Origin of the sequence: Maridesulfovibrio sp. (assembly GCF_963677005.1) — a bacterium.
Taxonomy (GTDB): domain Bacteria; phylum Desulfobacterota; class Desulfovibrionia; order Desulfovibrionales; family Desulfovibrionaceae; genus Maridesulfovibrio.
This window is the reverse complement of record NZ_OY781616.1, coordinates 1,413,630-1,425,596: the sequence shown is the minus strand read 5'-3', so window position 1 is coordinate 1,425,596 and position 11,967 is coordinate 1,413,630. Positions and strand designations below refer to the sequence as shown.

7 protein-coding genes are annotated in these 11,967 nt (G+C 49.4%); 3 read left to right on the top strand and 4 right to left on the bottom strand.

What is annotated here, in order from left to right:
- Nucleotides 1-114: 114 nt before the first annotated feature.
- Nucleotides 115-960: a D-amino-acid transaminase gene (locus ACKU4E_RS06580; protein ID WP_320170283.1), complete on the top strand. Its 846-nt coding sequence runs from the start codon at nt 115-117 to the stop codon at nt 958-960.
- Between the two features lie 282 nt (nt 961-1,242).
- The gene (locus tag ACKU4E_RS06575) at nt 1,243-2,244 is read left to right on the top strand and encodes an ABC transporter substrate binding protein (protein ID WP_320170282.1); all 1,002 of its coding nucleotides are present in this window, start codon (nt 1,243-1,245) and stop codon (nt 2,242-2,244) included.
- Nucleotides 2,245-2,248: 4 nt separating this feature from the next.
- On the opposite strand, the gene ACKU4E_RS06570 is transcribed toward ACKU4E_RS06575, so the two are convergent.
- From ACKU4E_RS06570 to nhaB, 3 genes are all read right to left on the bottom strand, one after another.
- Nucleotides 2,249-3,799, bottom strand: coding sequence for an FAD-dependent protein (locus ACKU4E_RS06570; protein ID WP_320170281.1), 1,551 nt, complete (start codon nt 3,797-3,799; stop codon nt 2,249-2,251).
- Nucleotides 3,800-4,526: 727 nt separating this feature from the next.
- A complete protein-coding gene (locus tag ACKU4E_RS06565; protein WP_320170280.1) occupies nt 4,527-6,929 on the bottom strand; it encodes an acetate--CoA ligase family protein in 2,403 nt (800 codons plus the stop codon).
- A gap of 229 nt (nt 6,930-7,158) precedes the next feature.
- On the bottom strand, nt 7,159-8,781 hold the full coding sequence (gene nhaB, locus ACKU4E_RS06560; protein ID WP_320170279.1) for a sodium/proton antiporter NhaB: 1,623 nt from the start codon (nt 8,779-8,781) through the stop codon (nt 7,159-7,161).
- Between the two features lie 665 nt (nt 8,782-9,446).
- Between nhaB and ACKU4E_RS06555 the strand changes: the two genes are divergently transcribed.
- Entirely contained in the window at nt 9,447-10,577 is a 1,131-nt protein-coding gene (locus ACKU4E_RS06555; RefSeq protein ID WP_320170278.1) for a hypothetical protein, read from the top strand.
- An 18-nt stretch (nt 10,578-10,595) separates the two neighbouring features.
- On the opposite strand, the gene ACKU4E_RS06550 is transcribed toward ACKU4E_RS06555, so the two are convergent.
- Complete coding sequence (locus ACKU4E_RS06550; protein ID WP_320170277.1) at nt 10,596-11,843, bottom strand: OprD family outer membrane porin; 1,248 nt, start codon at nt 11,841-11,843, stop codon at nt 10,596-10,598.
- Between the last annotated feature and the right edge of the window lie 124 nt (nt 11,844-11,967).

Genomic DNA, 11,967 nt, shown 5'->3' with positions numbered 1-11,967 from the left:
GATTTTTATATGATTTAAATATGTTTCGCGTCCCAGACTTGTAAATAGGTAAAATGCCTGTCCCTACAGCCTGTTAGGGCGTGAGACCTAATAAATTTAAAAGGTGACTGAAAAATGAGTCGTACAGTATATGTCAATGGCGCATATGTGCCTGAAGAAGAAGCTATGGTATCTGTTTTTGACAGAGGTTTCCTTTTCGCAGATGCAATCTACGAAGTAACCGCTGTTCTTGACGGCAAAATCTGCGAATGGGACGGCCATATTGCCCGTCTGCAGCGCTCTCTCGGTGAAATCGGTATGCCCATGCCCATGAGCTCTGAAGAACTTCTTGAAGTTCATCGTGAAATCGTAAAGCGCAACAATATGGAAGAAGGCGCAATCTACCTGCAGGTAACCCGTGGTGCCACCGATCGTGACTTTGTCATTCCCAAAGATCTTCCCCAGACCGTTGTCCTTTTCACCCAGGCCAAAAGCCTCACCGGCACCAAATCCGGCCTTCGTGTAATTTCTGTTCCCGATATCCGCTGGGGACGTCGCGACATCAAGACTGTTCAGCTGCTCGCCGCTTCCATGTGCAAGAGCGAAGCAAAGAAACAGGGCAAGGACGATGCCTGGATGATAGAAGACGGTTTCGTAACCGAAGGCTCCTCCAACAACACCTACATCGTTACTGAAGAAGGCAAGATCATTACCCGCAACCTCTCCAATTCCATTCTCCCCGGCATTACCCGCAAGTCCGTGCTGCGTATTGCAGAAGAGCTTGATCTGGAAATTGAAGAACGCCCCTTCACAATCGCCGAAGCCCAGAAAGCTGTTGAAGCTTTCATGACTGCTGCCACCTCTTTTGTTACCCCTGTTATCGAAATTGACGGCGTAAAACTCGGTGACGGAACTCCCGGCCCCGTAAGCAAGCGCCTCTGCGAAGTTTATATCGAAGAAAGCCGCAAGGCTTCCTGCTAGATTTCGCACACAACTGTCCGGCGGACGTCGTACTGCGCGGCATCCCTATTCATACAAGACGAAAGGAATCCCCGAATTTCTTTCGTCTTTTTTTATAATTGGAATTGTGGTGAGAATTTGTATTTGTTTTGTTCGCAATGACGGGATGTGTTGCTCATTTTCTGGCTGTGGAGTAACATTATAACCCCCAGATAAGCGTATTGGTAATTTGTTTGCTGTAGTATCGGCCTCTATGTGACCTTTTATCAATGTTATATCAAATGGTTGTCTTGTTGAGGTGACATGAAGATCGTCCGTTTTCTGTTTTTACTGCTGAGCCTGCTGTCAGCCTTGAGCTCAAGTGCTTTCGCCGGACTTCCCAGGATCATGATAGTCAACAGCTACCATGCCGATTTTTTGTGGGTGAAAGATCATAATTCAATATTGAAGCGAGGGCTTGAAGGAAAGGCGGACCTTTCTTTTCACGATCTTGATTACAAACGCAGGTATCCGGACAATTGCGCCGACAATATTGCCCGGGTCAAAGCTTTCAGCGAACATTATAAACCTGATCTGGTCGTTCTGACTGATGATTTTGCGGTCAGGGAACTTGGCGGATATTTCGAGTCAAAGGGAATTCCGATCATTTTTCTGGGAGTTAACGGCAATATCCGTAATTATGTGTCAGATACAAGGCATATGACCGGAGTGTTCGAGCGACCGTTAATGAAAAGATCGATTTTCTACCTGCGTGAACTGGTCGGCCCGTCTCTCAAACGAGCTCTGGTGATAATGGACGATGGACTCAGTGCAAAAGCCCTCATGGAGGAGTCGTTCAATAATGAATCATCGTTTAATGTCTCTGACACTCATGTGGATGTCGAGCTCCTGCCAAGTTTCTCCAAGTGGAAAAAAAGCGTTCTTTCAGCCAAAAAGCGTGGCTACAATGCGTTGGTGGTGGGAACATACCATATTTTCAAAGATTCTCATGGCAGAATAATTGAGAGCAAAGAAGTCATGCACTGGACGGCTGAAAATTCTCCGCTTCCCGTTTTTGCTCTTTGGGCTCTTTCGGTTGGAAAAGGGCGGGCAATCGGAGGATACGTTGTTTGCGGCCTTGATCAGGGCAGAGAGGCTCTGAAGTTGATCGAAAGAGTTTTGAACGGTGAAAAAGTTGAGGACATACAACCTGTTATGAATAAACAGGGGCACCTCCTGTTCAGCGCGCCTGAATTGAAACGCTGGAATATTGATCCGTTCAAAGGGTTCGGGGACAAAGGTTACCAGATTCGTATAATGCGCTGATTAATCATGACATTGATTTTACAGCTGCCAGCGCGCACTTTTCTCCGTCCATGGCGGCCGAGATAATTCCTCCTGCATATCCTGCCCCCTCACCGCAGGGGAAAAATCCTTTTATCTGCACGTGCTCAAATGTTTCCCGGTCTCGCGGTATACGTACCGGTGAACTTGTTCTGGACTCAACAGCCAGCACTTTAGCCTCGCTGCTGTCGAATCCCTTGAATTTGCGCCCGAGGTCCTTAAGGCCGGTCCTGAGTGCCTTGCTTTGTATGGCAGGCAGCAGTTCATGTACGGGAGCGGAATATATGCCGGGAATGTAGGATGTTTCCGGTAATGACTCCGAATTCTTTCCGGCGATGAAATCGGAAACTCTCTGTGCAGGAGCCTGCAATCCTTTGGTCCCGTCCGCCTCGAATATGCGTTTCTCTGCCGCAGCCTGATATTCAAGGGCACAGAGAGGGTTGCCATTTCCCTCCAGATCATCAAGTAAGACCTGTGCCACCAGACCGGCATTAGCGAACGGGGCATTGCGGGCGGAGAGGCTCATTCCGTTCAGCACTAATTCTCCGGGAGCCGTGGCAGCCGGGACTATGTACCCTCCGGGACACATGCAGAAGGAAAATACTCCGCGTCCGTCCACCTGCGTGGAAATGCGGTAGCTGGCTGCGGGAAGATTCTCGTGGCGGGGTGAACTGTGGTAGAAAATTTTGTCGATCATCGGCTGCGGATGTTCAATGCGCACGCCGAGGGCAAACGGCTTTGCCTCTATGAGTATACTGCGGGCGGCAAGCGCGTGAAAAATGTCGCGCGCAGAATGGCCGGTGGCCAGGATTACCGCATCGGTCATGAGTCGTTCTCCGTTGTTCAGGACCACTCCGGTCATGCGGTTTCCTTCAATCAGAAAATCATCAACTCTGGTGTTGAAATGTATTTCTCCGCCGCAGGCTATAATGTCTTCGCGTATTTTACGGACTATACGCGGCAGTACATTGGAACCGAGGTGCGGATGGGCGTCTATGCGGATATCTCCGGGTGCTCCGTAGGCGATGAGCAGGTCCAGAATGCGGCCTACATTTCCGCGTTTGGTTGAACGCGTGTAGAGCTTGCCGTCTGAATAGGTTCCGGCTCCGCCTTCACCGAAGCAGTAGTTCGAGTCAGGGTTGACCAGGCTCTCCGTATAGATTTTCTTCAGGTCCTTGCGGCGCAGCTTAACATCTTTTCCGCGCTCGATGATAACCGGTTTGACCCCGTGTTCCAGCAGGGTAAGGGCGGCAAAATAGCCGCCAGGTCCTGCTCCGGCAATTGCCACCGTTTTACCTTCGAGTTTGCGGGGGGTAAAAACGGATTCCTGCGGTTCTATGGTTTCCCGGTCACCTACTGCGACCGTGAGCAGGTAGTGCGGAGTGCGGGAGCGCGCGTCTATGGAGCGGCGCAGCACGCGTGTGGAGATTTGCTTATTGTCAGGGCAGTCGGCCTGTTTCAATGCCGCTTTGCGGATTGCATCGGGGCGGTTTATGTCTTCAGGGGAAATCTTGATCTGTACCTGCACCTGTTTCATGTCCTTTCCATCCTCACTGGAGTGTTGTTGCTGCGATGAGCCAAGTCCGGATTTAGCTGTACCGACTGGGCGGCTAATGTCAACGCTTATTCCTTGCGGCAGTGTTTTTAACCATTTTTTGTGCTCGGACCGTCAGTAAATTGGGGTTCTTAAAAATTTTTTTATTGTTTGTTTCATAGCGGTAAGGAATTGTTACATGTTTATGAGTTAAGTTATAGTGTACTTTAACAGTATGGCTTTGTTGGCTAAAAATTTTGCGAATCTGATTTTTATAAGTGTTCAAATCTTGTTTGTGAAAAAAAGAATAAGTATTTTTGAAATGTGAAAAAAAGAATTAATGCAGAACTGTTGACGATCCTTATTTTATGAGTACAATCCTCATTGACTAGACATAAAAAGGAGCAGTGAGATGACTGTTGAAATGTACTTTGCAATTGGCGTGTTGTGTTTTGTAACCATAAGTATAATCTTGGAAGTAGAAAGAATTGTAGAGGAACGTATTTTCGGCAGTGCTGAAACTTCTTACGCGGTGCTTAACAGATTTTGTCTAATGCATGAAAAGGTTTGCCGCGAAAGCAACGAGTTTTATTGCTTTTTCAAGAAGAGTGCATTTGATGTAGATTAATGTGCCTTGATATATTGCAACAGCAACGCCCCGTTCTGAATCCGGAACGGGGCGTTGCTGTTTGTTGGTGATGTGAAAAGGCGGACAGGTAATCTGTTTCCCCTATGCGCATCCACAGGTAAGCCGGATGGTATCGGCCTGCAGTCTGGCTTTTGAGTACAGGGCCAGTGCTGCTACGGCTCTGTCGCATACTGGAAAAACAGGTATACCATTGTTCATCAGCATGTCTCTGAACGGATCATAAAGCCTGCCTCCGTCAATTACTCCGATAATCGGCTTGGTGCTGGCCTTTGCCGTCTCAATAAGCAGTCCTGCTATGGCGTTTTCATCTTCCATCGCAAATGCCTTTGTGTTCGTTTCCGCGAGTGTGTGCATAACCGGAGAGAGCGGGTCCAGCCCTATTACAATGGAGTCTACTTCCGCTGCATCAACCAGCACTTTTGCTGCTTCGGAATGTGTTTCATCATCGGCACTGGGGGTTATGTCCAGAGGGTTGCGGACCGTTACAAGCTGCCGGAGTTTTTTCTTTTCCAAAATTGTATCTAGTGCGGAGACTGTTTCCTTGCTGAAAACGGCCAGTTCCATGTCATAATCGTCGGACTGGATTGAATCGGCCATACCCACTGTTTCAAATCCCGCTCCGCTTATTGCTCCGAGGCGGTTGCCGCAGATGTTTTTGCCGGACAGTTTTTCGGCCAGCATGAACAGATCCTGAAATTCCTGAAAAGTCCTTGCCACGATTGCACCGGCCTGCTGCACGCAGCTTTCGCAGACCATGTAATCTCCGGCCAGCGATGCTGTATGCCCGCTGGTTGCGGTTTTGCCTTCGGGGGTGCGTCCTGCCTTGTAGAATACCACCTCCTTGCCGTTGAGGACGGCCTGCCGGACGGCCCTGCAGAATTCCAGCCCGTCCATATCCTTGAAGCCTTCCGCATACACGGCAATTACGTCCACTTCATCGCTGTCTTTGAAGTGATGGAGCATGTCGCCAAGCGTGAGGTCGGTCTGGTTGCCCATGGAAACCATGTAGGCCGGGTTCAGTTCGGGGCACTGGCTGGAACGGTGCAGCATGAAGGCTCCGCTCTGGCTTACCAGCGCAGCCCTCTGGTATTCTGTGCCGCGTGCCTTGGGAAGTTTTTCTTCCGGTATGAACCATGTGTCGTAGCTGCCCGGGCGGGAAACAACCCCCATGCAGTTGGCTCCCAGAAAAACCGGTCCTCCGCCGGGCTGGCTGTGCTTTTCATTGATGCTCTCAATGACTTTTATGGCCCGTTCCCTGCTGTCCTCTGTTTCGCCCATTCCGCCGGGGATCAGCATTACGCTTTTGGCACAATCCAAGCTTACAACCTCATCCACCAGTTCCGGAACCTGAGCGGCGGATACCGCGACCACGAAAAGGTCCAGAGTTCCGTCCAGACTTTTCAGGTCCGGCACGCAGCGCACTCCGTCAATCTCATCAAAGCCTTCCCTGATAAGGACAATGTTTTCCTTGTCAAAACCTTCGGCCAGTATGTTTTCGAGGATTATGCGCCCGAAGTTGCGGCGGGTGGAGGATACTCCGATTATGCCTATCCGTTTCGGATGCAGCAGGTTGTCAATTTTCCCCACCGGGCGTGCGGCCGGAGCAGAGTCCGGTCTTGAAAAACGGCACATCCCGTCCAGCGGGACCATGAGAAACTCCGTGAATGCGAAGGGGTTGATTTCCAGTTCTTCAATGACGAAAGGAGCCTCCGGGTTGGAGGGAGAAAAGAATCGGCCCATGGAAATGAAGGAGTCAAAGCATTCGATAAGCTGTTCATCCGTAACTACGCGCCGCTGTCCACGGGTCAGTCCGGCCAGCTTTTTATAGGAGATGGTGTTTCTGAAAAGTTTGAAAAACTGCTGGCCGTCCACCATTTCCGTTGAAGCAGCCACTATAGCCTGCCCCTTGCGGAATCTTTCGGCATATAGTTCCGTATCCGTGCCGCCCAGACCTGCGCTTATGATAGTACCGAATTCTCTGGTCCTGCGCAGTCCCACGATAAGTTCATTGCCGAAAGAATTGGAGTCCGGGGGCATGAACTGCACCTGAAGAACCCCTTTCAGATCCCTGCTGATTGCCTGGATCAGTGCCTCTCCGCGCAGGCCGCGATAGCTTTTGGGTGCGTGGTCCGGATTGCGTTCAAGCATTGCGCAATAGTTTTCCGGGACTTCATACATCATCGATCTTACGGCGGATCTTATTTTGGAAGCTTCTTTGCGCACTATGCGGACGCCGCCTACTTCCGTCTTGTGGATGATGTTCGGTGAAACAATTTTCAGCACGGCCTTTTCGCCGGGGATGGCGGTCAGTTCTTCATCGGAAAAACGTGCACCACGCGGCAGCAGATTGGCTGCCGGGGGTGTTTCCGCTCCTGAATTTGCCAGGAGATTGTATACTTCGTATTCATAGAGAAAGTTTCGCCTGTCAGCTTCGGCGCTGCAGAACAGTTCCGTTATGGCTTCAAAATTTATGCTGCAATCCATCAGCATGCCTGCTCCTTGTATGCTTATTGACTTGTGATGTCTTGTGAGTCGGTTACAGGTTCAATATTCACATTATTTAGAGCGTAAACTCTGGTAGAAGTTCGCCTTTGCCGCCATACTTGTCAACAGCATGGATATACAGAGGCTGAAAAGAAAGAGGGGAAAAACTTCTGCTGAAGTTTTTCCCCTCTTTTCCGCTACAGGTCCTGCTCAGCAGGAGCTTCGCGGATTAAAGAAAGAAGTCCACAGCCAGAAGGCCGGTAATGGACATGGTTATTGTGTAGGGCAGCGCGAGCATTACCATGCGGCCGTAGGAAAGCCGTATGACCGGAGCAAGTGCGCTGGTGAGCAGGAACAGGAAGGCTGCCTGACCGTTCGGTGTGGCGACAGACGGAATGTTGGTTCCGGTGTTGATTGCGACTGCGAGGCGATCAAGCTGGTGCATGAGTGCACCGACCTGTGCTCCGGCCTGCTGGGGCAGCGAAGCGATTACATCGGCGCGGACTACATGCGGATCGGTGAGTTTTTCCATGAGAGCCTGTCCGGTCATGCCGATGCCGGGGATATTTCCGAGCTGGTGGATGAAGTGCATCTTGGTTTCGGAGATGTAGACAGTGGCAACGAAGACGTTGTCCGAAATGGCGGAGAGCACACCGTTGGCAATGTAGTAAGCCATCAGCTGAGACTGTCCATGCAGACTGAGTACGTATTCAATGATCGGAGCAAAGAGCTGCTGCGAGTGGATTACGGCTACAACGGAGAAGAAAACCACCAGCAGGGCGGTGAAGGGAAGTGCTTCCTCGAAAGCGGGTCCGATGCGGCCTTCTTCAACTACGCCGGTAAAGGCGGTGAGCAGGATGATAACGGAAAGACCGATCACACCTACAGCTGCAAGGTGGAAAGCAAGTGCTACGATGAGCCAGATGCCGGTAAGACCCTGAATTACGAGTTTAAGTTTTCCGGCCTGCCCCTGTTTTTCTTCGTTGCGCATGGCTTCTTCAAAAAGAAAGGAACGGATGTTGCCGGGAAGCTGATAGCCGTATCCGCAGATTTTAAACTGCTCCACTGCGAGGCAGGTAAGCATGCCGATGACGAAAACCGGCATGGTGACAGGCATTACGTTGATCATGAAGGGCATGAAGTGCCAGCCCATTTCACTGCCGACGAGCAGGTTCTGGGGCTCGCCGACCAGAGTACAGACTCCGCCGAGCGCTGTTCCTACAGCACCGTGCATCATGAGGTTGCGGAGGAATCCGCGGAATTCTTTGAGTTCATCCCTGTTCGTTTCCTTGAGGTGCAGGTCGGAAGCCAGGCTGTGCGAACCTTCGCCGCTCTGGGAGGAAATGTACTTGTGGTAGACGCTGTAAAAACCGTAGGCAACGGCGATAATAACCGCTGTAACCGTCAGGGCATCGAGAAATGCGGAAAGAAAAGCACCAGCGAAGCAGAAAAGCAGTGCGATTATTTTTTTGGAGCGGACGTTAACAAGGATACGGGTAAAGGTGAACTGCAGGAAGTCTTTCATGAAGTAGATACCCGCAACCATAAAGATAAGAAGCAGTATGACTTCAAAGTTGTTGTGTGCTTCGTGGTAGATGGTTTCCGGCGTGGTCATGCCGATTGCTACCGCTTCAATGGCAAGCAGTCCTCCGGCGGGGAGCGGGTAGCACTTGAGGGCCATTGTAAGGGTGAATATGAATTCAGCGATGAGAGCCCATCCTGCAATGAAGGGGCCTGCAACCAACAGCAGTATCGGATTGAGTATAAGGAACCCCACGATGGCCAGCTTGTACCACATGGGAGCGTGACCCATGAAAGTGTCCATGAAGGTTCGTGCCATTGTCTTCGTCATAGATCTCTCCATTTTTTCATCGGTATACGGGCCGGGATGAAGTAGAGGTGAGACAATTTCCGCGGCGTATCAGAGTGGCCCGGAAGTGCGGAAAAAGCCTTTAGCTGGAAATCCGCACTGGGAGGCAGTTACGGAAAAATTCAAGGAACAACCGTACCGGAATCGCAGACGGTTTATAGGTTGGCCATCTGCAAAAGACTCCTGTACTTGGGATGAGTTGGACAGGGGTGTGAAAGATAACCCTTACGGCGGATTTTTATATTCCTGTGCTGATCGTATGTCCAGTTTTGAAGAACAAAAACATATATATTATGTTCCATGTTTATTATAATTGTTATTATTTTCACAATATCTATTTTTTGTGGGGATATTTTAACGACAGTCTTTTTTTAATGGCAAATATTTGTGTAACAGTATATTTTTAAAGAATAAAAAAACGCCATGCCGTTGTTGGAAAATGGATTTATTGTATCCGTTTTTCGAATGTGGAATTGTTGCCATTCACTTGTTACAAAGGTAACTGCATAGCGTGATCCGGTGGCCTAAGGCATTTGACAGTGGTGTTTTTTGTGTAATTTCCGAGATAGATCTGTACTTGCGTTGTTTTGTGATGTTTAGGCTTTAGCGCCAACATTCCTGATTCTTATGCTTTACGAGGTTGGAATATGAAAAAAATATATATGGCGGCAGTATTTTTGTTTTTCTTTGCTTCACAGGCGTCCGCTTCTTCACTTGAGGCTGTTTGGGGAGATGTTCATCCTTTGCTGCACAAGGCTGTAGCAGACCTTGAAAAGAGGGTGGACGTGCCGGATTCGGATTGGAATCCTCTCAAGGATGATAAAAAGAGTCTCGACAGGGAAATAAACAGTCTTTTGGATGAATGTATCGAAATTCTGGGATTGTCGGATATGTCCGAAACAAAACAGGCCATACAGAATCTGCAGGATGAATCCCGTAACTGCCGGGAAAAGATTGCTGAATTGAAAACCGAACGGCTGGCAGCTCCTTCAAAGGTAAGCAAGTGGGAAGTCTGGAAAAAAGATGCCGGTGCTATTGACGAGGAGGTTGCCGAGCTGGAACTTCGCATTGGCGAGAATGAAAAACGGGTGGACGAGCTCATTGACCGCCTTGTAACCGAAATGCGAGCCATAGGTATGAAGGTGGATCGTGAGCAGGTGGAGACACTTGTTTACAGCGTTACCGGTAGTGACGATGTGCAGCTTGTTTCCGTATTCAATAACGTCAAGCTCATTACTGCCGAACTGCAGCGGCTGACATCCGAGACTGATGAGAATATTGAAATGGCAAAGCGGTACTACGGCATGCATACACTGCTTTTACGTATCCTGCTCAATTTGTATCAACATTATGAAGATAAAATCAGCGGGACATATCTTGTAAAAATAGAAGATATCATCAGAAAACAGCAGGAGTTGATCAGGAAGACACAGGAAAGCATCGAGCGCGAACCTGCAAAATATACGATGATATACAAGACAAACCTGATTGCACAGGGGCTGACTGTGCGTACAGCACGGCTTTATGCCGAATATCTGGAAAAAAACAGAAAAAGAATCGAGAAGGCCAGGGCTGACGTTCAGGACGAATATGAGGTGGCTCTTAATACCTACGAAACTGTACAGGGAGCCCACAGCCTTATTTCGCTGATGCGTAACGCCAATTCAATGCTTGATCGTCTTTCCGAGCTGCAGACCCCGGAACTTATCGTTTTTCAGAATACGGATATGAGAAATGAATTCCGCAAACTTACCGGCATGTTGAATTCAGGAAAATAGATTTTTTATCCAGCCGGACTAAAAATCATACTGAAGTCTGAGCCGGACCTGAACCACGTCCTTGCCGCCCATTGAACGGTCTGCATCCTGGTATCCGACCTGATTTTTAATCGAAAAACCGTCCAGCGCTCCATCGAAATTGTAATTGAAGTTGAGGTCGCACTCTCTGCGGTCATAGGATGCGTTTGGGCCGGAGTTCGGTGTCTCGCCGAAAGCCGTTTTAAGTCCGGCTGAAAATCCTTTCAGACCGAGTCTTGCGAAATCGTAAGCAAGGGCAAGGTACAGGGCTTTTTCTCCGGCACGGTTGTAATCTCCGATCATCATGTGGGTGAAAAACGGGTTCACGCCCCATGGCGTGAGGATGTTGTCGGTGTCATCGGTAATGCTTCCGCCTATGTCGGCCGTCAGCCCCATGAACTTGATGCCAAGGAGCAGTCCCCCTTCAAGGGCATCATATACTCCGAGGATGTTTTCTCCCGTGTTCCGCTGGTTGACTCCTTGAAAGCGCACATGTCCTTCAAGGGAATCGCTGATGTCGAAACTGTATTTAGCTTCGGCATAAAGAGTGTTGTCCATGTCCGGCGTATAGTAGTTCCAGAGCCGCAAAGCGGTCTTCTCGCCTTTCCAGTCGGCACCGAGCATGACAGTCCCTCCATCAGTGTCGGCTCCTGCGGCTTCGGTCATGCTGATGAACTCGTCGCTGTCTCTCTTTTTTATCTTGTCCAGCCACGCGGCATGCAGCTTGAGTCCGGAAATGTCGTTCGATTCCAGTCCGTAGGCTTCGAAAGTGCTGGGCAACAGACGGGAGTCGTTGCCGTTGACGTAAGGCGTTTCAATTCTTTGTCTGTATAGTTTAGCGATGGTCCCGGCGTATCTGGCTCTGAAAAAGGCCTCCCCGATGACCGCGTATCCCTGGTTCTTGTTATTCAGAACACCTGCTCCGGAGTATCGCTCACGGTTAAGGTCATCAAAGAGCGGGGCGGCGAGAAATCCGTTGACCGTACCGCCGAAATGGTCGGCCAGCCATGGTGTTTCGTATTTCAGCTGTCCGCCGATAGCAAAAGATTCCTTTGATTTGCCGAATGAATTTCCTGACGGGCTGTCTTCCTGCAGAAAATAGTACATTCTTATCCGGGCTGATATTTTACCGTAATCCCTGGTTGCATTTCTCTGAGGTGTATCTGCAGCCGATGCTGTTTGTAAATTTGTGAACAGCAGGAATAGAAGTCCGTAAAGGAGTATCAAGAAATGTTTGGTAGATCTCATTGAGCCATTTCCAAGTTATAATGAAGTCGTGATTTACTGTTTCCCTAATCTCATGTATTGAAATTATCAAGGGGTTCCGGAAGTGGGATTATCTAGCGGTTGTATATCAGGCATGCAGTATCTT

What these genes read in the sequence shown, in the direction of transcription:
- ACKU4E_RS06580 (WP_320170283.1), top strand. Translation starts at nt 115, where the DNA reads ATGAGTCGTACAGTATATGTCAATGGCGCATATGTGCCTGAAGAAGAA.
- ACKU4E_RS06575 (WP_320170282.1), top strand. Translation starts at nt 1,243, where the DNA reads ATGAAGATCGTCCGTTTTCTGTTTTTACTGCTGAGCCTGCTGTCAGCC.
- ACKU4E_RS06570 (WP_320170281.1), bottom strand. Translation starts at nt 3,799, where the DNA reads ATGAAACAGGTGCAGGTACAGATCAAGATTTCCCCTGAAGACATAAAC.
- ACKU4E_RS06565 (WP_320170280.1), bottom strand. Translation starts at nt 6,929, where the DNA reads ATGGATTGCAGCATAAATTTTGAAGCCATAACGGAACTGTTCTGCAGC.
- nhaB (WP_320170279.1), bottom strand. Translation starts at nt 8,781, where the DNA reads ATGACGAAGACAATGGCACGAACCTTCATGGACACTTTCATGGGTCAC.
- ACKU4E_RS06555 (WP_320170278.1), top strand. Translation starts at nt 9,447, where the DNA reads ATGAAAAAAATATATATGGCGGCAGTATTTTTGTTTTTCTTTGCTTCA.
- ACKU4E_RS06550 (WP_320170277.1), bottom strand. Translation starts at nt 11,843, where the DNA reads ATGAGATCTACCAAACATTTCTTGATACTCCTTTACGGACTTCTATTC.